This window comes from Halosolutus gelatinilyticus, assembly GCF_023028105.1.
GTDB classification, from domain to species: domain Archaea; phylum Halobacteriota; class Halobacteria; order Halobacteriales; family Natrialbaceae; genus Halosolutus; species Halosolutus gelatinilyticus.
The window spans coordinates 1,650,130-1,672,041 of the sequence record NZ_CP095491.1 but is presented as its reverse complement, the minus strand read 5'-3'; the positions used below and the strand labels follow the sequence as shown (position 1 = coordinate 1,672,041).

The 21,912-nt window shown below is 66.3% G+C and carries 18 protein-coding genes, 1 tRNA gene and 2 pseudogenes; 11 read left to right on the top strand and 10 right to left on the bottom strand.

Annotation, left to right across the window (positions count from 1 at the left end; translation table 11 throughout):
* Positions 1-71: 71 nt before the first annotated feature.
* Positions 72-116: pseudogene (locus MUH00_RS23170) on the bottom strand (twin-arginine translocation signal domain-containing protein); the annotation flags it as partial.
* A gap of 390 nt (positions 117-506) precedes the next feature.
* Between MUH00_RS23170 and MUH00_RS08325 the strand changes: the two are divergent.
* The 4 genes and pseudogenes from MUH00_RS08325 to ddfA all read left to right on the top strand — a co-directional run bounded on the left by MUH00_RS08325 (position 507) and on the right by ddfA (position 2,600).
* On the top strand, positions 507-1,139 hold the full coding sequence (locus MUH00_RS08325; protein WP_247003628.1) for an HD domain-containing protein: 633 nt from the start codon (positions 507-509) through the stop codon (positions 1,137-1,139).
* 128 nt (positions 1,140-1,267) lie between these two features.
* Positions 1,268-1,432: pseudogene (locus MUH00_RS23325) on the top strand (DUF8015 family protein); the annotation flags it as partial.
* A 258-nt stretch (positions 1,433-1,690) separates the two neighbouring features.
* Positions 1,691-2,110: a Fe-S cluster assembly sulfur transfer protein SufU gene (gene sufU, locus MUH00_RS08315; RefSeq protein WP_247003924.1), complete on the top strand. Its 420-nt coding sequence runs from the start codon at positions 1,691-1,693 to the stop codon at positions 2,108-2,110.
* Positions 2,111-2,279: 169 nt separating this feature from the next.
* On the top strand, positions 2,280-2,600 hold the full coding sequence (gene ddfA, locus MUH00_RS08310; RefSeq protein WP_247003627.1) for a DdfA family disk-determining factor: 321 nt from the start codon (positions 2,280-2,282) through the stop codon (positions 2,598-2,600).
* Between the two features lie 4 nt (positions 2,601-2,604).
* On the opposite strand, the gene radA is transcribed toward ddfA, so the two are convergent.
* The 6 genes from radA to htpX form a co-directional block, all read right to left on the bottom strand.
* Entirely contained in the window at positions 2,605-3,636 is a 1,032-nt protein-coding gene (gene radA / locus MUH00_RS08305) for a DNA repair and recombination protein RadA (protein WP_247003626.1), read from the bottom strand.
* Positions 3,637-3,840: 204 nt separating this feature from the next.
* Positions 3,841-4,950, bottom strand: coding sequence for an outer membrane protein assembly factor BamB family protein (locus MUH00_RS08300; RefSeq protein WP_247003625.1), 1,110 nt, complete (start codon positions 4,948-4,950; stop codon positions 3,841-3,843).
* Between the two features lie 294 nt (positions 4,951-5,244).
* Positions 5,245-5,874, bottom strand: coding sequence for a PspA-associated protein PspAB (gene pspAB, locus MUH00_RS08295; protein ID WP_247003624.1), 630 nt, complete (start codon positions 5,872-5,874; stop codon positions 5,245-5,247).
* Between the two features lie 51 nt (positions 5,875-5,925).
* Positions 5,926-6,492 carry a hypothetical protein gene (locus MUH00_RS08290; RefSeq protein ID WP_247003623.1) on the bottom strand — a complete coding sequence of 189 codons (567 nt, stop codon included), beginning with the start codon at positions 6,490-6,492 and terminating at the stop codon, positions 5,926-5,928.
* 176 nt (positions 6,493-6,668) lie between these two features.
* Positions 6,669-7,226 (bottom strand): metal-dependent hydrolase, encoded by a 558-nt coding sequence (locus MUH00_RS08285; protein WP_247003622.1) that lies wholly within the window; start codon positions 7,224-7,226, stop codon positions 6,669-6,671.
* A gap of 111 nt (positions 7,227-7,337) precedes the next feature.
* Positions 7,338-8,213 (bottom strand): zinc metalloprotease HtpX, encoded by an 876-nt coding sequence (htpX, locus tag MUH00_RS08280; RefSeq protein ID WP_247003621.1) that lies wholly within the window; start codon positions 8,211-8,213, stop codon positions 7,338-7,340.
* Positions 8,214-8,618: 405 nt separating this feature from the next.
* Here htpX and MUH00_RS08275 point away from each other — a divergent pair, with 405 nt between their 5' ends.
* From MUH00_RS08275 to MUH00_RS08250, 6 genes are all read left to right on the top strand, one after another.
* Entirely contained in the window at positions 8,619-10,190 is a 1,572-nt protein-coding gene (locus MUH00_RS08275) for an outer membrane protein assembly factor BamB family protein (RefSeq protein ID WP_247003620.1), read from the top strand.
* An 84-nt stretch (positions 10,191-10,274) separates the two neighbouring features.
* On the top strand, positions 10,275-11,477 hold the full coding sequence (locus MUH00_RS08270) for a 60S ribosomal export protein NMD3 (protein ID WP_247003619.1): 1,203 nt from the start codon (positions 10,275-10,277) through the stop codon (positions 11,475-11,477).
* Entirely contained in the window at positions 11,470-12,678 is a 1,209-nt protein-coding gene (locus tag MUH00_RS08265; RefSeq protein WP_247003618.1) for a class I SAM-dependent methyltransferase, read from the top strand. The genes MUH00_RS08270 and MUH00_RS08265 overlap by 8 nt, the downstream gene beginning before the upstream one ends.
* Before the next feature lie 411 nt (positions 12,679-13,089).
* Complete coding sequence (locus MUH00_RS08260) at positions 13,090-16,533, top strand: S8 family serine peptidase (RefSeq protein WP_247003617.1); 3,444 nt, start codon at positions 13,090-13,092, stop codon at positions 16,531-16,533.
* Between the two features lie 114 nt (positions 16,534-16,647).
* Entirely contained in the window at positions 16,648-17,457 is an 810-nt protein-coding gene (locus tag MUH00_RS08255; RefSeq protein WP_247003616.1) for a cohesin domain-containing protein, read from the top strand.
* Positions 17,458-17,738: 281 nt separating this feature from the next.
* A complete protein-coding gene (locus tag MUH00_RS08250) occupies positions 17,739-18,545 on the top strand; it encodes a helix-turn-helix transcriptional regulator (RefSeq protein ID WP_247003615.1) in 807 nt (268 codons plus the stop codon).
* 236 nt (positions 18,546-18,781) lie between these two features.
* Here MUH00_RS08250 and MUH00_RS08245 read toward each other — a convergent pair whose 3' ends face one another.
* Complete coding sequence (locus tag MUH00_RS08245; RefSeq protein WP_247003922.1) at positions 18,782-20,599, bottom strand: helicase C-terminal domain-containing protein; 1,818 nt, start codon at positions 20,597-20,599, stop codon at positions 18,782-18,784.
* Between the two features lie 88 nt (positions 20,600-20,687).
* Positions 20,688-21,143 (bottom strand): GNAT family N-acetyltransferase, encoded by a 456-nt coding sequence (locus MUH00_RS08240; RefSeq protein WP_247003614.1) that lies wholly within the window; start codon positions 21,141-21,143, stop codon positions 20,688-20,690.
* A gap of 198 nt (positions 21,144-21,341) precedes the next feature.
* On the opposite strand from MUH00_RS08240, the gene MUH00_RS08235 reads away from it, so the two are divergent.
* Positions 21,342-21,428, top strand: a tRNA-Gln gene (locus MUH00_RS08235).
* A gap of 173 nt (positions 21,429-21,601) precedes the next feature.
* On the opposite strand, the gene MUH00_RS08230 is transcribed toward MUH00_RS08235, so the two are convergent.
* Complete coding sequence (locus MUH00_RS08230; RefSeq protein WP_247003613.1) at positions 21,602-21,841, bottom strand: DUF7561 family protein; 240 nt, start codon at positions 21,839-21,841, stop codon at positions 21,602-21,604.
* Positions 21,842-21,912: the final 71 nt, after the last annotated feature.

Sequence of the window (21,912 nt, the reverse complement as noted above, 5' to 3'; positions counted from 1 at the left end):
AACGACCCCTCGGACGACTGGTCGCTATCTGATCGGGCGGACGCGGATGACGCCAGACCGAGTCCGGTGACGGCACACGTCGCTTTCAAGAAACCTCGTCGAGTGTTGAGCTTCATATTTTCCAACAAGTTCTACATTATAGTAATGGTATTTAAAAATTTCTTCGTTGACAGATAATTAGAATTTGATGCCGAGCGTATAGAAGAGGTGGAGAATGAATTTCCGGCGAAGCGGGCGCTCAGGAAGATCACTCGTCGTTCTCTCCGCACGACCCGCGATCGATCGCGTTCCCGGCGGCGGAACCGAGGGCAACGCGGACGAGTACCTGCCCGAAGAATATCTGCGCCCCGAACGACGAGTTCGACGAGATCACAGATGGTCGATCGGGCGCGTTCGCAACGGGGCGGTCCGAACACCGAGCGAAACGGCTGATACACCCATCCTTCCCCGGACTTCATCGGACATGAACGGAGCGTTTATTCGCCCGGTGGCGAAACACGACGGCCATGCTCGAGGACGTCCGCCGCCGCGCTCGAACGTACTTCGACGACGCGTCGCCGGCCCACGATTGGCGCCACGTTCAGCGGGTCGAAACGATCGCCGAGATGCTGTGCGATCGCCACCCGGAACCTGTCGACGACCGGGTCGTGACGCTGGCCGCCCTCCTGCACGACGTGGGCCGATCGCGGGAGGATCGCGGCGAGATCGACGACCACGCGGTCTGGGGTGCTCGGGAAGCGAGCGAGATCCTGCGGAGACTCGGCGCCGGTGAGGGGACGATCGACGCGGTCCGACACTGCATCCGCGCCCACCGGTTCTCGAACGACGTCGAACCGGAGACGATCGAGGCGAAGCTCCTCTCGGACGCGGACAACCTCGACGCCCTCGGCGCGGTGGGAATCGCCCGGGTGTTCGCCTACGGTGCCGAACTCGGCGACCCGATCCACGATCCCGCGATCCCGCTCGCCGACGACGAGACGACCGCTGGCGCGACGCAGTACAACCACGTCCACAAGAAGATCCTCGCGTTACCCGAGCGAATGTACACGGACGTCGGGCGGGACCTCGCGGCCGATCGGGCGGCGTTCGTCCGCGAGTACGTCGCGCAGTTCGACGCGGAGATCGCAGGGGAGACGTGACGGTGGGCAACCGGTCCGTCCGCCGTCGTCGCTCCCCGGCCCGCGACCGCGATCGACGACAACAACGATAAACTCGCGAATGAGTTTCCGTCGGGCGCTCGTACTGGCTATCGCCGAGGTGAGAACGCATGTACGAGAACACTATCGGCCGTCCCGAACGGGATTCGTTCGACGCCTTGGTCGACGTTCTCGCCGCGGCGAATCGGTACGATCTCCTGCTCGGGATCGTTCCGCCCGCGTTCGCGGTTGCGCTGGTCTCCGCGACCGTGCTGGGACTGTCGGTGACTCGGACGATGCTCGTCGTCGCGATCGTCGGCGTGGTCGTCATCGTCGGCGCCTGCCACCTGAACCCCCGATCGATCTCGACTAGGGGTCGACGTAGCAGCATCGACCACCAACCGCTCGAGCCGACCGAGTTGCAGCGACGTCTTCGATCGCTTCTCGTCGAACAGACGACTACCGAGACCGGACGAGGAGCGATCGGACGGGCCGGTACCGCGCCGAACCGGTCGGAACCCTTTTCGGTGGACCGGCCGTACTCGAAGCCAACGATGGGACTGGGCTCGGATATGTACCGACAGCAGATCCTCGACCACTACAAGAACCCCCGGAACTACGGGGAACTCGAGGATCCGACGTTTACGCACGTCGGCGAGAACCCGATGTGCGGCGACGAGATCCGGATGGACGTCCGTCTCGACGAGGACGACGAGACGATCGAACGGGTCGCCTTCTCCGGCGACGGCTGTGCGATCAGCCAGGCGTCCGCGAGTATGCTCTCGACGAAACTGGCCGGCAAGACGGTCGACGAACTCCTCGAGATGGACCGCGACGACGTCATCGACATGCTCGGCGTCGACATCTCGCCGATGCGCGTCAAGTGTGCGGTCCTCGCCGAGAAGGTCGCCCAGGATGGCGCCGAGATCTACCAGGGCGAACTCGACGTCGAGAAGACGACGACCGAAGACTGATCGCTCGGCGATCGATCGCCCAACTCGACCGCCGTCCGAACCGCTGGTCCCGGTACGCGAGACGGGTTCGATCCGTCGTTCATCGGTTCGGATCGTCCGCGGACCGGAAAATTATCGATTCGTGAAGCTTGCAGGCAGCTATTTATCGTCGACTAGCGTATAGGGTTCGATGATTGTCCACCCGCTGACGGCAGACGCCCGCGAACCCGACTCGGTAACCGGAACGATCGTCAGCGCCGTGAGTGACGCCGAGGACTGCGACCCGCTCTCACTGCCGCCGCTGTGGGACGTGATCGACTCCGAAGCGCTCGACGAACTGTTCGCGCCGACCCGCACCGGGCGGCACCGAGCCGGGAGCGTTCGCTTCGACTACGCCGGGTACGAGGTCACGGTCACGGTCGACGCCGATACGACCGGGAACGTCTCGCTCGAGGCGCTCAGCGATCGTGATCGAGCGGACGAAAATCGATACGCGAAACGCGACGAGTAGCGGATTATTCCGGTTTCAGACCGCCGTTTTCGACCCGCATGACTGCCTCGCCGTCGGCGAGGTTCGGTGCGTCGACCAGGCGGACGATCCGCTTGTCGCCTTTCGACTTGCGGAGGTAGATCCGGAACGTCGATTTGTGGCCGAGGATGTTGCCGCCGATCGGCTGGGTCGGGTCGCCGAAGAACGAGTCGGGGTTCGAGGCGACCTGATTGGTGACGATAACGGCGGTGTTGTAGAGGTTGCCGACCTTGTCCAGGTCGTGGAGGTGCTTGTTGAGCTTCTGCTGGCGATTGGCGAGTTCACCGCGGCCGACGTACTCCGCGCGGAAGTGAGCGGTCAGCGAGTCGACGCAGAGCAGGCGAACGGGATACTCAGAGTCCTCGTGCTCGCTGGCGAGTTCCTTCGCCTTCTCGGCGAGCAGCATCTGGTGGTTGGAGTTGAACGCCTTCGCGACGTGGATCTTCTCGAGGACGTCCTCGACGAGCGCCTCGAGCGCATCCTCGTCGTCGACCGCGCCCTCGATCTCGCGATCCTGGAGCGCGGCCTCGATAGCGGCGTCCGGGAGGCCGCGGACCATGTCGTCGATCCGCTCGGGGCGGAAAGTGTCCTCGGAGTCCATGAAGATGGCGCTGCCGTGGAGGCCGCCGACCTCCTTCGGGAGCTGGACGTTGACGGCCATCTGGTGGGTGATCTGCGACTTGCCGGAGCCGAACTCGCCGTAGACTTCGGTGATCGACTGGGTCTCGATGCCGCCGCCGAGCAGATCGTCAACCTCGTCGATGTGCCAACTCAGCTTGCCGATCTCGTTTCGGCGTTCGAGAACGGTCGACCCGGTCTCGAATCCGCCGATGTCGGCGGCGTCACGGGCGGCGCGGACGATGTCCGCGGCCGTGGACTCGCCGACGTCCGCCGTGTTCGATAGTTCGGACGGCGAGGCGACGGCGAGGCTCTGGAACGAGTCGAAGCCCGCGTCGTGGAGTTTGTCTGCCGTTGCCGGGCCGACACCGGGGAGGGTCTCGAGGTCTGCGTCTGGCATACCAGGTCATTATGCCGGACCCCTCATAAACCCTCGTTAACAGGGTAGTGGAAGTGAAAGTGCCCGCCGGCGTCGGGGTAATCGGTCAGCAAGGACGAACGTTTACCAGAGAAGGGGACGGTCGACGATCGACGAACGAAACGGACGAAAAGGGAGTTGCGGGGTCGAGGTCCGATCCGCCGCGGTGAGCCGCCCGATCGCGGCTCAAGGTATCGGCTCGTCGGGACCCCATTCGAGGCAGTAGAGCCGTTCATCGTCGCTGCCGACGTACAGTCGTTCCTCGGCGATCGCGGGCGTGCTCCTGACGGCGCCCTCGACCGCGAAGTGCCATAGTAAGTCGAATTCCGCGGCGTCGATCCCGAAGAGCGAGCCGGTTTCGTCCCCCGCGATGCAGATATCGCCGGCGACGACGGGACTCGATCGGACCGAGCCGTCGAGCGCGATCCCATTCTTCGAGAAGAGCCAGCCCCGGACTTTGCGGCGGCCGAACGTGGTGTCGGTCACGTGCAGGTAGCCGTCCGCGGCGCCGACGAAGGTGGTTTCCTCCTCGGGCAAGACCGTCGCCGACGACGTGAACACGTCGTCGATCCCGTATGTGAACCACGTCTGGCCGGTCTCGGCGTCCAGCGCGAGCAGCGTCCCGGCGTCGTCGCCGGCGTACGCCAGCCCGTCGGCGAGGGTCGGTCCGTCGGTGATCGAGCCGTCGGCGGGGACCTCCCACTCGAGGTCGCCAGTGTCGATCGCGACGGCGAGGACCGTCTCCGCGTCCGTCCCGACGTAGACGCGCTCGTCGTCGATCGCCGGACAGCCGGCGATCTCACCGTCCGTTTCGTGGCACCAGAGAATCTCGCCGGTGTCGGCGTCGATCGCCGACAGTCCCGTCCCACTCGTCCCGTTGGCGTGGCCGACGAACAGCCGCTCGTCGTCCAGCCCTGCGTCTGCCAGCGACAGGGAGGTCGTGAGGTCCCCCGGAAGCTCGGTCTCCCAGCGCAACTCGCCGGTGCTGGGGTCGAGCGCACGGATCGTGCCGTCGGCCGTCCCCGTGTAGACCGAGTCGTCCGTGACCGCCGGCGCCGCGTCGATCGCTGCGAACGTCTCGAACACCCATCGGCGGTGCCCCGTCTCCCGGTCGAGCGCGAAGAGATTGCCGACGCTCGTCCCGACGTAGACGGTGTCGCGATCGAGCGCCGGTGACGATCGGATCGGTCCGGAGAGATCGACCCGCCAGCGTTCTTCGACGCGTCGCGGTCCGTCGAGGTCGCGTCGGACGCCCGCGTTCGCGCGGTCGCCCTTGAACTGGTTCCAATCGGTCACCGTTCACGTGTACCGAGCGCGGGGGTAAAACCGGTCCGACTCAGTCGGACCGAGATCGCACTGGTCGAACGGATCGACGCGGTCGAAACCGCACGCTGGAGGCGATTGAAAGTAGGGGGTGCGGGTAGGACGGCGGATGGATGATGAAGTGATGATGTGGCGTCGAACCGTCCTACCGTACACCTTCGTACTGGCGGAAGAGGGATACCTGTGTCTCCAACACAGTTTGGCATCGAGCGCCGTTCGATCCGTCGCCGACGATCGCGGCCACCGCTGGCGTGCCCCGCAACGCCGTTACTCCCAGGGGTGGGTGCCGCTCCGACTCGGCCATAACGGGTACCAGTACTCCTTCTCGCGTTCGATCTCGAGTTCGCCGTCGAGCGCCGCTTCGAGTTTAAACTCCGCGCTGGAGTCGCGCTCGCGGCCGGGCCGGGGTGCGAAGGGGTAGAACCGGCCGCGACGGAAGGAGTAGATCCAGTAGGCCGTCCCGCCCCCATCGGCGGTTCCGCCGCCATCGCCGTGTCCGTACGCGAAGACGGCCGCGAGCAGCCGCGAGCCGTAGTCGCGTTCGATGAACGTGTCCGCGGCGAAGTGGAGGCTCGTGATGAGGTCCTCCGGATCGTCGTCCTCGAGGACGACCCAGTGGTAGCCGTGGTCGTCCGCCGAGACCGAGAACTCGGTGCCGGTCTCCTCGCGGCCCGCCTCGAGGATGGCTTCGACCTCGTCGACGGTGTCGCGAAAGCTTCGGGAGTCCACGCCGGAGAAACAGAGGGCGCCGACGTCGAGCGACTCGTAGCCGAGATCGGCTTCCATCGTGATGTAGGCGGTGCTCATTCCGAAGAGGTCGTCGGGGTCGGCGTCGCGCGTGGCGTCGGCCTCGGCGCGTAAGCCGAGGACGGCGCGGAGACCGTCCAGCAATCCCATACCTCTCCCTTCGAGGGCGATCCTTTGAAAGGTATTCATTTGCTCCAGCAGTCAGTCGAGGAACAATCGAACGTCCGCGGCGGGAGCCGTCGGCGTGTCGCGCCCCGACTCGGGGAACGACTCGAACCACCCGCCGTCCCAGGTGCACGTGCCGCCGGACGGGAGGTCGGCCGCCCGGGCCGCCGATCGCGGCGAGGCTTCGAAAACGACCGTGTGACTCGTGGTGTGGAGTTCGTCGCGCCCCTGCACGGCGTGCTCGATCGATCGGACGAGGACCGGGCGTTCGATCGCGATCGGGACGTCCACGATCCGCTCGACGGCGCGGTAGCCAGCGGCCACCCAGTCACCCCCGGATTCGACGTGGGCGTTCGGCAGCAGCGCGACGGATTCCTCCCGGTGGGTCGCCAGCAGCACCCGCCCGTCCGCGGTCATCACGCCGACCGCAGCCGCGCCGTCCTTGTCGGCCATACAGTAGTCCTCGTCCCCGTGAACGCGCGTCGTCTCCTGGTATCGAACGCCATCGCAACCCCGCAGGTGCTCGGGGTCGGCGAGCGAGTCGAACTCGGCTCGGGAATCGGTACTCGTCTCGGCGGCGTCTCGTGAAGGGGCGTCGGTCATGAATGGAGTCCTCCGTCGGCGTCGCACGAACGTCCGAAATCGATCGTGCGAGCGCCGGAGAGATAGCTACAGGGAATGCGTAGAAAATCGCTGCGATTTTATTTCTCTACAAAAACTCATGTGATAATTCGAGGCGGGTGAAGAAAAAGGTTTCGACCGTTCATCACGTCGCGTCGTCAATCGACCCCCCAGCGCGTCTCGTACGGATACCGCTCCGTCCGGTAGAGTCCGGCGTGGAGCACGATCGCGGCGGCGATCAGTCCGAGGTTCACCGGCGTCGAGTCGTAGGCGACGATCTGAAGGACGATGTCACCGCGGTACAGCGGCCAGAAGGGAGCGATCGCCGCGTCCGGTGCAGCGGAGAGCAGGTCGACGAAGATGTGGCTAAGACCTCCGGCCCAGAACGATGCCGTCGTGAACACGAACGTCGTCGAGGGCGCGATCGAGTCGCTGTGGATCAGCCGATTGGCGTTCAACACGGGGGTCAACCAGTACGCGGCACCGACGCCGAAGATGACGCCCACGATCAGCACGAACGGTACCGTGTGGGTCACGCCGTGGTGCTGGAGCAGCGGATGCGCAAAATACCGCTGGAGATGGACATCGACGTCGGGGAGCAGCGCCGTCATCTGCGTTAGCGCGGCGAACGTGACCGCGGGGCGGCGCCCCCACAGGAACCACGCGGGGACCGCGAACAGCAGTGCCGCCGCGACGTGACCGATCGGTTCGACCATGCCGGATAAGCCCGGCCGTTCGGGATAAGTAACCGCCCGGATAGATCAGGTAGCGACGATGAGTCGAGCGACGGGTGTGATCGACGACGTATCCCGCTCACGACCGATCGGTTAGAAGCCTTCCATCTCGCGCTCGAGCTGACGCAGTCGTTCGACGCGGCGTTCGGTCGACGGGTGCGTCGAGAAGAGCTTGCCGACGATCCCGGACTTCAGTGGGATGATAAAGAAGGCGTTCATCTCGGCCTCCTCGCGTAAGTCCTTGTCCGGGACCTTGTCGACCTCGCCGGAGATCTTCATGAGCGCCGAGGCGAGCGCCGACGGTTTGCCGGTGATGACGGCCGCGCCTCGATCGGCGGCGAACTCGCGGTACCGGGAGAGCGCCCGGATGAGCAGGTAGCTGATAATCCAGACGACCAGCGAGGCGACGATCGCGACGACGATGCCGCCGCCCTGCCGGTTCCGACCGCCGCCGAAGAACGCGCCCCAGCGGACGACCATGAACGCGATCGTCGACAGGAACGAGGCGATCGTCATCACCATCATGTCCCGGTTCTTCACGTGCGCGAGTTCGTGCGCGAGGACGCCGTCGAGTTCGTCCTGATCGAGCGTCTGCAGGAGGCCCGTCGTGACGGCGACGGAGGCGTTGCGCTGGTTTCGGCCGGTCGCGAACGCGTTCGGCACCGAGGAGTCCATGACCGCGACCTTCGGCTTCGGCAGGTCGGCCTGCTGGGAGAGCCGTTCGATCGAGGCGTGCAGTTGGGGGTGCTCGTCGGCGGTGACCGTCTTCGCCCCCATCGTCTTGAGGGTGAGCGTGTCGCTGAAGTAGTACTGCACCAGCGACATCCCGCCGAACAACAGCGCGAAGACGAAGATTCCGCCGCCGACGTACGTGGTGATCACGCCGGCGAAGACGATGTACAGGGCGAACAGCAGGAACATCGTCAGGAACATCCGCCCACGAAGCCCCCAGTCAGGCTGCCAGTTCATATTCGTTCTATGAACCCCAGCGAAATAAGCGTCCTGACGCGCGCCGATTCCGGAACGCGTCGCGGAGTCGAAACGAGCGTCTCGTCGCGCCGGTCGGAAACGTGTCCGTTCGATGAACCCCCTCGTTTCGTCTGGAGACAGGGGGACGCGACCGCGTCTGACGCGGCCGTGTCAACGGGCGTCTGACGGGCGGCTGACGCGTTCGACGGTGGCGTCCAACCCCTTGATTTCGTGTAGAGTTGTCAGATCGTGAGAAGCGTTGACGCGATCTGACGCGAAGGAACCGCCGGCGATTTCGACGGATCGTTGCGGCGACACGAACAGTCACAGCACACTTCCGTTGCACGACGGAAACGGTGCTACCGTCACGATAGCTAACTGACGGAAACGGCGACGTTCTGTCGCATGATCGAACACGGCAGACGCGACGTGCTGAAGTACACCGGACTCGCGGTGGCCGGCAGCGTGTTGGCGACTGGCGCCGCGAGCGCCGATCGCGCCGACGAATCGACCGCCGAGGCGGACGGCTGGTCCTCTCTGGGCGGCGGTCCGGGAAACAACCCCATCGTCTCGCCGGCGGACGACGTGGGCCCGGCGGCCGAGGTCGCCTGGGAGTACGAGCACGTGGGCCCGGTCGCGGCCGTCGACGGAACCGTCTACCTCACGACGGGCGGCGAAGTCCACGCGCTCGACGGCGACGACGGGTCCGTTGAGTGGACAACACACAACATCGGCGCGAGCGGGACGCCAACCGTCACCACCGAGGCGGTTATCGTCGGCGGCGAGCGGCTGACGGCGATCGATCCGGACACCGGGAAGATCTGTTGCCAGCTCGATCCGGGCTACGACGAGGCGATTCCGTCGCCGACCGTCGCGGACGGCCACGCGTTCACCGTCGCCGACGGCGTCCTCTACGCCGTCGATCTGGCTGATCGCGAATTCGCCTGGGAGTTCGATCCCGATGGCGACGCCCTGTACGAACAGCCGGTCGCGGCCGGCAACGGCGCGGTGTTCGCCGCGAGCGAGTCGACGGCGTTCGCGCTCAAGATTGCCGACGGATCGGTACGCTGGGCCGACGACGAGCCGGCGGGCGACGAGGAGTACAGCCGCTTCGCGCCGCCGAACGCCAGGCAGGTCAGCTACCCGGTTGCGACCGACGACGTCGTCGCGATCGGCAGCGTCGATTCGGACCCGTACGCGATGAATCCGAGAGGTTACACGACGTTGTACGACGCGGAAACCGGCGAGAAGCTCGCAAGCAGCGAGCGAGAGCCGTTCACGCCGGGACCGATCGCCGAGGAGCGCTTCTACGCCCGGGATACGTTCGACGTGTACGGGTACGATCGGGAAACCGGAGAACGCGACTGGGAGACGCCGGTCAACACGTATCACGTCGAGTCGGCGATCGTCGGCGATGGGACCGTCTACGCCGGCCTCTCGATCAACGGCGACACCTACGGGCCGGACAACATGCCCGAGCCAGAGGTCGGAGTCTACGCCATCGACGAGGAAACCGGGGAACGAAAGTGGGCGATCGGAACCGACGATCCGACCGAGGAACCCACCCTGGCGCTCGCCGACGGGACGCTCTACGCCAGCGCCACGACTCTGCTCGCGATCCGATCCGCGGACGACGGAGCCGACGAGGGAGACGAGGGAAGCGAATCGGACGAAACCGCGGACGACGGAAGCGGCGACGACGGTACCGACGGCGAACGGACGAACGACTCGGAGACGGACGGTTCCGGTGGGAACGAGACGGACGACGCGAGTGACGGGGGATCAGACGGCGACGATGGAACGGCGAACGCATCCGAGGGCGAGAACGGCGAGATCACAGCGTCGGAGACGCGATCCGAAACCGAGACCAAGGGCGAGGAAAACGACGCCGTCCCCGGGTTCACCGCAGGTGCGGGGATCGCCGGCGGCGCGCTGACCCTCGGGTGGCTTCGGCGAACGAGAGCCGACAACGCGTGACGATCGTCGTCCGATTCGATCGATTCGATCGACCGGGGCGCCGAGAGCGCGCCGTTTAACTCCGTCAGTCACCAACCGGAGATAATGAGCGAGTCGCGAGCCTTCTGTCCCCGCTGCGGCGATCCGGTGCCCGACCGGTCGGAGAGCGACGCGGACGACGGGCGCGCTGCCGACCCCCTGCAACCCGGGACCGAGGTCGACCTCTGCGACGAGTGCTACTTCGAGGACTTCGACTTCGTCGACGCGCCAGATCGGATCAACGTCCGAGTCTGCGCCCAGTGCGGCGCGGTCCACCGCGGCAACCGGTGGGTCGACGTCGGAGCCGAGGACTACACGGACGTCGCGATCGAGGAGGTGAGCGAGGCGCTGGGCGTCCACGTCGACGTCACGGACGTCGCTTGGCAGGTCGAACCGGAACAGGTCGACCAGAACACGATCCGGATGCACTGTTACTTCACGGGCGTCGCGCGCGGGACGCCGGTCGAGGAACAGGTGACGGTGCCGGTCAGGATCGCCCGCCAGACCTGCACCCGCTGTGGCCGGATCGCCGGCGACTACTACGCCAGCATCGTCCAGATCCGCGCCGACGATCGGACGCCGACCCAGGCGGAGATGGATCGAGCCAAGGAGATCGCGAACGCGGTCGTCGCCGACATGGAAGCGACGGGCGATCGGAACGCCTTCGTCACCGAGATGGGCGAGGTCGCCGACGGGCTGAACATCAAGGTCTCGACCAACAAGATCGGCAAGAAGATCGCGAACAAGATGATCCAGGAGTTCGGCGGCACCGTCAACGACGCCGAGACCCTCGTCACCGAGGACGAGGACGGCAACGAGGTCTACCGCGTCACGTTCGCCGTCCGCCTGCCGCCGTACGTTCCCGGCGACGTGATCGACCTCGCGGACGACGACGGCGGCCCCGTCCTCGTCCGCAGCGCCCGCGGGAACCTGAAGGGCGTCCGCGTGACGACCGGCGATCGGTACGAGGCGAGCTACGAGGAGGGGAACTCGCCCGACGCGCGCAGGCTCGGCGAAACCGGCGACGCGGTGGAGACGACGGTCGTCACCGTCGAGGACGAGAACGCCGTCCAGGTGCTCGACCCCGAGACCTACCGGGCGACGACCGTCGCGCGGCCGGACTACTTCGATCCCGACGCCGAGACTGTGCCAGTCCTGAAGAGCCGCGCCGGCCTCCACATCCTTCCGGACCCCGATCCGGACGCGGGCGACGGTGCGGACGAATCAGCCCCCTACGACCCGTACGCGAGCAGCGAGAGCGATGCCTGACGACGCCGATCGAAATCGAGACGACGAGCGGGGTCGATCAGATGATCTTAGGCCAGACGACGACCTCGAGCCGTCGCTCCCCGACGCGAACGCGGACGCGCCGCTGGCGGCGATCGTCGAGAAACACCGCACCGAAACCGCGATCGAGTCGCTTCGGGTCGAGGGCGTCTACGACGACTCCAGACGCGTGCGCGAGGACGGTCCCGATCGGGTCGCCCTTCCCGTGACCGAACCGCCGGCGGAGACGCGGGTGCTCGAGGTAGTGCGGCAACTGGATCCCGAACCTCGAACGCGCGATCTGGCCGATCTGCTGGCCGAGCGAGGGTGGAGCGAGGCCGACCGCGAGCGCGTGCCGGGGTCGTGGGCTGTGATCGGCTCCGTCGCCCTCGTGACGATTCCCGAGGAGTGTCCCGACGAGACGGACCTCGGCGAGGCACTGCTCGAGTTACACGGCGAGGCCGACAGCGTGCTGGCCGACGAGGGGATCGCGAACGACGGGACCGCGGGCACCTACCGGGAGCCCCGGACGCGGCTCGTCGCGGGCGAGCGGGACACCGAGACGGTTCACGTCGAACACGGCACCCGCTACGGACTCGACCCTGCGAAGGTGATGTTCTCGCCGGGCAACCAGGCCGAGCGAGCACGAATGGGCGATCTCGTCGGGGACGACGAACGCGTCTTCGACATGTTCGCCGGCATCGGCTACTTCGCGCTGCCGATGGCTCGCGCCGGCGCGCGGGTGACCGCGACCGAATTGAACCCGACTGCCTTTCGATACCTCGTCGAGAACGCGATGCTGAACGACGTCGCCGATCGGATCGACGCCTACATGGCCGACTGCCGCGACCTCGCGGGCGACCTCGAGGCCGATCGGATCGTCATGGGCTACTACGGGCGCAGCGATTCGGACGAGGTGACGGACGGTGACGGACAGGTCGGGGATCGGTCGACGAACGACCACGGGACCCGGTCGAACGAGGCGCACACCTTCCTCCCCGCCGCGATCGAGGCGCTCGTTCCCGGCGGCGTCGTCCACTATCACGAGGCGACGCCGGAGCCGGTGCTCTGGGAGCGGCCGGAATCGCGACTCGAACGGGCCGTCGACGACGTCGATCGAACGCTCGAGATCCTCGACCGTCGACGAGTGAAGAGTCACAGCGCGGGCGTCGAACACGTCGTGCTCGACGCGAGAATCACCTGAGCGCCGAGAGCCTCGTCGTCGAAGACACCTCGATCGAACGGTGGCCTCCGGCATCGGTCGGCCGCGCCGAGGACGACAGCGGTATGGCACGGACGCCACCTCGGGAGGCGGGCGGAAGCGCGCGAATTTTGCACAGTTGCCTCAGCGATCTCGTGCGCCGAATCCAGAGTGCAGCTCGAAAGCCCGTTAGTGTCTATGACAAATAATATAAATTTATCCCTGCCCCATTATTCTTGCAGGTATCCCTTCCCCAATCTTTAATTTAATTGAATATGTTACCAACGACGAGGCGCGGATAGATGAACTACTCGCGCCGCGAATTGAGACATGAGCAGAGATACACTACAATGGACGTTCGGAAGGGGCGTCGCGATCGTATTTGCGCTCCTGATGGTCACTTCTCTCCCGGCGATGGCAGCGGGAGCGGGTGCTGGTGACCGGGCGAGTGGTACGACAGACGACTACCTGGAGGTCTCGTCGCTCGAGATGGATCGGATCGACGAGGCGCTGCAGGACGCGGACGGGACCACTGAGATGGTCGTCCGCTTCGAACGCGCCGAGGTCGTCTCGACGGCGAGCGAAGAGGAAGCCGTCGGCGCGCTCAAGACGCACGCCGCGGAGTCGCAGAAAGAAGCGATCCGATGGGCGAAGGAGACGGACGGCGTGACGGTCGAGAACGAGTTCTGGATCGCGAACGCGATCCTCCTCGAAGTCGATACCGCGAAGGTATCACCCGAGGAAGTCGCCCGATACACGGGCGCGGAGGCCGTCCACAAGAACTTCGAGCTCGAGATAACCGGCGGGCCGAGTGCCGATTCCGAATCGGCCGACGCCGCCGCGGACGAGTCGGTTCGGCCGACCGCCGAGAACGTGACCTACGGACTGGACATGATCAACGCCACCGAGGTCTGGGAGCAACACGGAACCAAGGGCGGCGGCGCGGGCGTCGCCATCCTTGATACGGGCGTCGACGCCGACCACCCTGACCTCGAGATCGACCCCGACAACTGGCAGGAGTTCGACGATTCGGGCGAACCGATCGAGTCCGAGCCGAACGATGGAAATGGACACGGGACCCACGTGAGCGGCACCGTCACCGGATCTGACAACCCCGAGGGCGACGTTCCCGTTTACGGCGTGGCCCCCGAGGCGGAGCTCTACCACGGCAAAGTTCTCAGCGACGCCGGCGGTGGCTCCTTTGCCCAGATCCTCGCCGGCATGGAGTGGGCCGTCAACGACACCGACGCCGACATCATCTCGATGAGCCTCGGTGCCACGGGCTACTACAGCGAACTCATCGAACCGTCCGAGAACGCGCGCGACGCCGGCGTCGTGCTCGTGAGTTCGGCCGGAAACAGCGGCCAGGGGACCAGCGGTTCCCCGGGGAACGTGTACCCGAACTTCGCGAGCGGCGCCGTCGACGAGAGCGGCCAGGTTGCCAGCTTCTCGAGCGGCGAAGTGATCGACACCGAGAGCGCGTTCCCGGACGCGCCTGAGTACTGGCCGGACGAATTCGTCGTACCGAACGCGGCCGCACCGGGCGTCAACGTCCTGAGTTCCGTCCCCGGCGGCGGCTACGACGACACGTACTCGGGGACGTCGATGTCCGCGCCGCACAAGGCCGGCGCCTTCGCGCTGATGATCGCGGCCTCCGGCGGTGACGCCGATCGCGACCTGCTGTACGACGCGCTCGAGCAAACCGCCTGGCAGCCGGACGGCGGCGAGGAACCGAACACCGAGTACGGACACGGAATCATCGACGTCGCCGCCGCGACCAACATGGTCGCGCTCGACAGCGGGATCAACGGCACCGTGACGGCCGCCGACGGGACGCCGATCGACGACGCGACCGTCGACGTCGACGGCGCCGGCAGCACCGTCACCGACGACGACGGACAGTACAGCCTCGTCGCACCGGCCGGCGAGTACACCGTCACCGCAGACGCGTTCGGCTACGAGGCCGAAAGCGCCACCGTGACGGTCGAAGAAGAGGAGACGACGGTCCAGAACTTCGATCTCGCCGACGCCCTCGACGTCGAACTTGTCAACGACCAGCCCGAGGGCGTCGAGGGCGGTGACACGGTCGAGGTGAACGTCACCGCCGCGAACGTCGAAACGGTGACCGTCGACCTCGGGGGCGACTACAACCCCGAGAACGCGACCCTCTACGTGGACGGCGAGGAAACCGAGTTCGGCGAGACGGTCGACTTCGGCGGACCGATCTCGGACGATCTGACGATCGCCGTCGAAACGACCGAAGACACCGAGGGTGAGCTCGCGCTCGAACACACCTTCACCGGCATGGGCGACGAGCACACGATCGCAACTGGTCCGACGATGGTGTTCGAAGAGTACGTCCCCGTCGCCGTCGTCGACGACGCCGGTTCGTTCGGCGACGACATCGCCGCCGTACTCGAAGACGAACTCCCGGCGCTGTACGACCCCGTCGCGACCACATCCGACGAAGCGAAAGACGGCTACGACGTGATCGTCGTCCAGAACCTCGCGACCGGCGGGGCCGAGGAGTTCATCGAAGCGACCGACGGCGGCGATACCGGCGTCGTCTACCTCGATCAGTGGGGCAGCGACAGCAACGCGCTCCCCGTTCACTCCGACGTGACGGGCGAGCCGGCGTCGACGTACGAAAACGACTTCGTTTCGCCGCCGGTCGGCTACGAACTGACCGCGGACCACCAGATCTTCGCCGGCGTCGGCGAGGCCGGCGACACGGTGGACATTCACACCGGAAGCTTCGGCGACCACACGTGGTTCGACGGAACCGACTTCGACGTGCTCGCGGAGACGAGCGCCGAAGGGGTCGCCGTCGGAAGCGGTTTCGCCGTCGACGACGGGAGCGCGACGGTGTTCGCCTCGAGCCTGGGCTACTCGGCCTTCGTCGGGAGCGGAGACTACACCGACGACGCCGATACGATCCTGGCCAACGCGGTCGAATACCTCGCCGAGCCCAGACCCAGCTTCCAGGTCGAGGTGACCGAGACGAACGAACCCGTCATCGAAGGCGAGAACCTGACCGTCGGCGCCACCGTCGAAAACGTCGGTAGCGAAAACGGGACCCAGAACGTCACGCTCGCCGACTTCGACGGCGACGTCGTCGACAGCACGGCGCTCTCGCTCGACGAGGGCGAGGCGGCGAACGTCTCGCTCTCCTGGGAGACCAACACGAGCGACATCGGGACCGGCAACGTGACCGTTGCGAGCGAGGACGACGCGGTTACCCGCACCGTGACGGTCCACGAGGAGCCCGACGGACTGCTCACGTTCGGCGACGGCGACTACATGGGGATCATCGACGAAACTGTCACCGTCGAGATCAACACTACCGCCGAGGCCGTTGCAGGCTACGAGACGCAAGTCCGCTTCGACCCCGCCGTCCTGCAGGTCGAAGGGGTCAACGGCGTCGACTTCGACGACCCGGTTAGCAGTATCGACAACGAGAACGGCACGCTCTCGATCGCCGCCGCCCAGGCCGGCAACGAGTCCATGCCGACGCTCGCCGAGGTCGAGTTCGCGGTCGTCGGCGACAGCGACGACGCCGCCAAACTGATCTTCGACGAGGAGAACACCTTCCTCAACGACGCGGAAAGCGAACTCACGATCATGACCGAGGACGGGACCGTCACGCCGAACTGGCTCGGTGACGTCAACGGCGACGACGACGTCAACACGCTCGACGCGACGCTGACCCAGCAGTACATCGTCGGCGACGAACCGACCGGCGCGTTCAACGCGGAACTCGCCGACATGGATCGAGACGGCGAGGTCAACGCCGGCGACGTCATCCTCATCCTCGAGGAGATCGTCGAGGCCCACGGTCCGAACGCGATCGAAGCCTAACCCGAGTCGAATCGAGACGCCACCGAAATCGCCGCGCGGCGATTTTTGTGCTCGATCGGTGGCCGAACCGACCGTTCAGAGACGCTGCGAACCCACGCTTTCCACGCTACCACAATGACAACCAACCCGAACCGAATCCGATTGCTCGCTCTCGTCCTCGTCGTCGCCCTCGCGCTGGCGACGATGGCCGCGGGCGCACAGGCGGCCAGCGACCTGCCGTCGGCCACCGAGGACGGAACGATCGAACTCGCGGTCGTCGACGAGACCGACGAAACGATCACCGTCGAACTCGCCACCCCCGCCGCGGACGTCGCCGGCTTTCAGGCCAATCTGAGTTACGATCCGACCAACGTTGCGGTCGAGGACATCGCCGGCGGCGATTTCGGTCAGCCGGTCGAGAACGACGAGGGCGGGCACGTGGCTCTCACTCAGTCGACCACCGGCGACGAGAGCGTCGACCAACCGACGCTCGCGACGATAACGTTCGCCGTCGACGGCGACCTCGCTCTCGAATTCGTCGAGAGCGATTCGATGGTCTTCGAGAGCGACGCGAACGCCATCGCGGACGTCGGCGACTCCGGCGGAGGCGCACCGGGCGGCCCGTCGCCGCCCGCCGCCGACGGCGACGGCAGTGACGGCAGTGACGACGGGACCGACGAGGACGACGCGGCTGGCGACGGTTCCGACGACGACACCGAGAACGGCGACGACGGAAGCGAAAACGACGACGGAAGCGAAAACGGCGATGATAGCGACGACGCCTCCGACGGCGGCGACGATGGCGGCGATAGCGACGACAGCAACGAAACAGTGGATGACGGCGAATCCGACGGGTCGGACGGCGACCGCCTCCCGGGCTTCACGATTGGCGGAGCCGTCGCCGCGGTAGTCGGCCTCCTCGCGCTCGGCGTCACGCGGCGGTAGCGCCGGTCGCCCGACGCGCTCTCGCCGTCCGGACCCGATCGACCGGATTCTGGACCGGTCGTGACATTCTTGCTTCCGTGGACTGTTCCCCCGAACATGGACAGAAATCAGCTGATCGCGTTGCTCTTCGCGTTCCTCATGATGAGTTCGATGATCGCGTGGGGTGCGACGTCGATACTCTGATGCGACCGCGCCAGTCGTTCCGTTCGGCGAAGGTATTCGATTAGCCTCCCCACCCACCGAACAAAGGTATTTACCAGGGTGCAAGTGAATTCACGAACATGTCCGACGATCAGGACCTCGGGATCGGCTACCTCTCGGGGTCGCCCGTCCGCGTCGCCATCCTCGACGAGCTCACGGACGGCCCCGCCAAACCGGCCGATCTCGTCTCGGCCACCGACGTCTCCCGAACGACGGTCCACCGATCGCTCACTGAACTGGGCGACCGCGGCTGGATCGACCGCGTCGACGGCGGGTACGCTGCGACCACGATCGGCGAACTGGCGCTCGAGACGTATCGGCGGGCCCGAACTCGATTCCGAACGATCGAACGGTTCGAACCGTTTCTCGCGCACGTCGACGTGGACGCCGCGGAACTCGAGGTCGACTGGCTCGAGACGGCCGAGTTGGTCACGGCGAGCGAGACCAGACCCCATCAGCCGGTCGAGTGGTACGCCGATCGAGTGGCAGTGGCCGCCGAGGAGGGGGCGGAGTTCCGCGGCGTATCGCCGGTCGTCAATCGACAGCTCGTCCAGATCCACACGCCGATCATCGAGGGCGGAACCCAGACCTCGCTCGTGATCGACGAGGCGACCTGCCGGGCCGCCGCCGAGCAGTACGCCCCGCAGTTTCGCGAATCGATCGCCCTCGATCACTACGAGCTGTACGTCACGGAAAAGCCGCTCTCAACGGGGCTCAGCCTCGCGGGAGAGACGGTCTTTCTCGGCGCCTACGACAGCAACGGCAGACTTGTCGTCGTCCTCGAAAGCACGGACGATCGGCTTCGAACGTGGACGGCCAGCCGGTTTCGGCGGTTGCGGGAGAACGCGCGACTCGTGACGGCCGACCTGATCGACAGCATGAGCTAACCGCCGGTCGTCGCTCGTCGACCGGCCTCGCTCGTCCGATCGCGGCCGGAGACCCCGATCGACGGATTCCGTTTCCGGTCGGTGCGAAGTGTTTCACCCCGTGCAACACGTTCCAGCAGATAGATAGTTTATCTCCCGGTCCCTCCCTCTGGATGCTGATCCAGTCGGCGGATCGAATTCGAGGTCATGCCAACACTCGAACACCGGTAGCGGTGCCGATCCGTCGCAGCTGGGCACTATTGGTCGGTCTCCCACACGTCCGCCAGTGGGCTCGAACGGGACGACCGCCGCGACCGCCGCGAACTCGCGGTGCCGTCGCGATCGTCCCGACGACCGTTCTGCGGCGTCCGTTCCCTCGACGCGGAGAGCGCAGTCCGGGGTTCGAACGGCGGCAGTTCCGGCTCGTCCATTCGATCGACCTGTGCGGCGAACCAGTCCGGCACGTCCGACCCGGCGCGGTCGAACAGATCGAGCAGGCTCGAGTCCGCCAGGTAGGTCGCGCCGTGGTCGTCGGGCGCCCGCACTACCCTACCGCAGGCCTGAATGACGGTCCGCAGCGCGGTTCGGTAGTACCACGCCCACTGCCCCTCCTCGAGCCGGTGGGCGACGCGCGAATCGCCCGTGTTGAGAAACGGGGCCTTACAGAGGACCTGCCACCGACAGAGGTCGCCCTTGAGGTCCAGCGCCTCCTCCATCTTCACCGAGAGGAAGACGTCGGGGTCGTCGCTCGCTTTCCACGCCTCGAGGTCGGCGTCTCGTTCCTCCCGCGTGTGGGTTCGAACGCGATCGCCGACGCCGAAATCCGCGAGGAGGTCGGCGAGCCGTTCCTGAATGTCGTATGAATGGGCGTGGACCAGCCCCTTCTCGTCGGGGTGGGTCTGCATGATCCGAACGATCGTCCGGGCGATCTTCGGAACCGTCTCGTCGCGGTGCTCGTAGGTCATCTTCCCCTGCGTGACGTCGTACAGCGGCCGGTGCTCGACGGGGAACGTGTGGGGGACGTCGACCAGCGCGACGGTCGCGGGGTTCAATCCGACCTGGCGGCAGAACGCGTCTTTGTTGAGGATCGTCGCCGAGAGGAGTGCGAACGTGTTCCCGCGATCCCAGACGGTGTGCTGGAGGTACCGTTCGGGGTCCATCGGCTTGATCGTCAGCGGGCCGCCCGGCTCCTCGTCGGCGTCCGCGTCGTCCTCGCCGCGATCGCCGGATCGAGACGCCCGCGGCTCGGACTGATCGACCAGCCACGTCGTCGGGCTCTGCGGATCGCGGTAGTCCGAGACGAACCAATCGAGTTCGCCGATGAGTTCCTGCAGCCGGTCGCGCTCGCGCACCTCGGCGGGCGACAGCGAGTCCTGGGCGAGCAGGTCGTCCTTCCGGCGCTCGCACGTCTGGGCCAGGTTCTCGGCGTAGCGGGCGGCCCGATCCAGCCCGTCGACCGTCGGAACGCGCAGTTCGTCCCAGAAGGGGACCGTCCGCGGCCCCAGCTGGATGGTCGCGTACATCTCGGCCCACTCGGCGAGGCCGTGGGCCTCGTCGATGACGACGACGTCGCGCTTGCGAAAGACCTCGCTGCCCGCGGTCTGCATGAAGTAGGCGAGCGTCATCGCCGCGATTTCCCGGTTCGAGGCGATCGCCCGGTCCGAGAAGTACGGACAGCGGTGCTGGACCGAGCAGTCGTAGCCGCGCTCGCGGACGCACGGCGCCTGATTGACCGGCGTGTCGCGCTCGTTCGGGAGGATGCAGGTGTAGTTCGACTTGCCGCGGATGACGTTCAGGTCGGACAGCAGGTCGTCGGTGGCGACGTCGTCGAGTTGCGAGACCTGCGGCGTCGTGTAGTACGCTCCCGACGCCTCGCTCGGTTCGACTTCACCTATCTCGCGGGCGCAGCCCGCGATCGCCCGCGCGAGCAGCGACTTGCCGCTGCCCGTCGGCGCTCGGACGAGGACGACGTCGTTGCCCGCCGCGAAGGCGTCGCGGACGTCGCGGAGGGCCTGCTCCTGTGCCCCGCGGAAGCTCGGCGCGGGAAACTCCTCGAAGATCCGATCGGGGTTCACCGTTCGACTCACGGCGGGGCCGCGTCCTAAAGGCTACGGACCGTCGCGCTCGATGAAACGTCGTCGCGGCCGCGGCAATGCGGCCGCGCTACTCGGAAGCGGGCGATTCGTCGGCGCGTTCGTAGGTCATCCGGAGGAGTTCCGCGGTGCCGCCTTCGGGAATCTCGAACTCGGGGCCGAACGGTTCGAAGCCGATCGATTCGTAGAACAGTACCAATCCCTCGTGACAGAGCAGCGACAAGCCCGGAACCGTCTCCAGGTCGGAGCGGGAGACGACCGCGTTCAGCAGTCGCTCGCCGAAGCCCTCGCCGCGCCGATCGGCCGCGACGAGCACATCGTAGACCGTCGCGTAGTACCGGTAGTCGGTCAGCACCCGCGCGCCGGCGACCAGGTCGCCGTCGTCCTCGACGCCGACGGCAACCTCGGTCTCGGTCAACGCCTTGCGAACGGCGTCGACGTCGCGGTCGTCCCACCAGGCGTACTCCTCGTAGAGCGCCGTCAGCGCCGGCGCGTCGGCGGGCCTCAGCTCTCGGATGCGCGTCACCGATCCACGGGTCTCGCGCGCGACAAAAAGCCGTTCCGGAGGTGTGCCAACCGGTGGCGCGCCGTCGGCACCTCCGGGACGGGGAAGACGACGGAGAGACATCGTCGAGATGGGGAAGGGCGGCGACGGCGTAGGCCACCGTTATCCGGGGGAAACGGGTCGATTACAAATACGAACTCCGCCGTCGGACTCGGGTACGGAAGGGTCGCTCAGCGGTAGAGCACCGCGGTGCCTCTGGCCCGCGGCGGCATCTCGCCCCGTGGCGTTCGAATCCCACCCCTTCCGCTTGCGGTGCGGTTGCGGTGCTGTGCAACGGTGGTACAGGCCCGGGGTCCCGGTTCGGTTGCGGGACGATCCCGGACGATCGTCGATCGGGAACGCTCGGCGCCGGTCGCCGATCGGAAGTGGCTGCTCACGTGCTCACGCGGTGACTCCCATCGGTTCTCCGTTTTTTCGACCTACGCTAGCCGCGACGTCTCCGCGTCGACCTGCTCCAACTGCTCGACGTCGGCGGCCGTCGCGTGGTCCGGCAGTGCCGCGATACAGGGATAGCACAGCAGGTGTTCCGAGCCGTCCTCGAACGCCAGCGTCATCGCCGTCCCGTCGCTGCCGTCGCGATCGCCGAAGGTCCAGAAGTTGGCCATCCCGCCGGCGACCGTGACCGTTCGACCGCAGCCGTCACAGGAGTTCTGTCCCATACGAGACGATCGGTTCCGATCGGTGAAAGTCGTTCCCCCGCCGGCCGAGCGGTTATGCCCGTCGTCGTCCT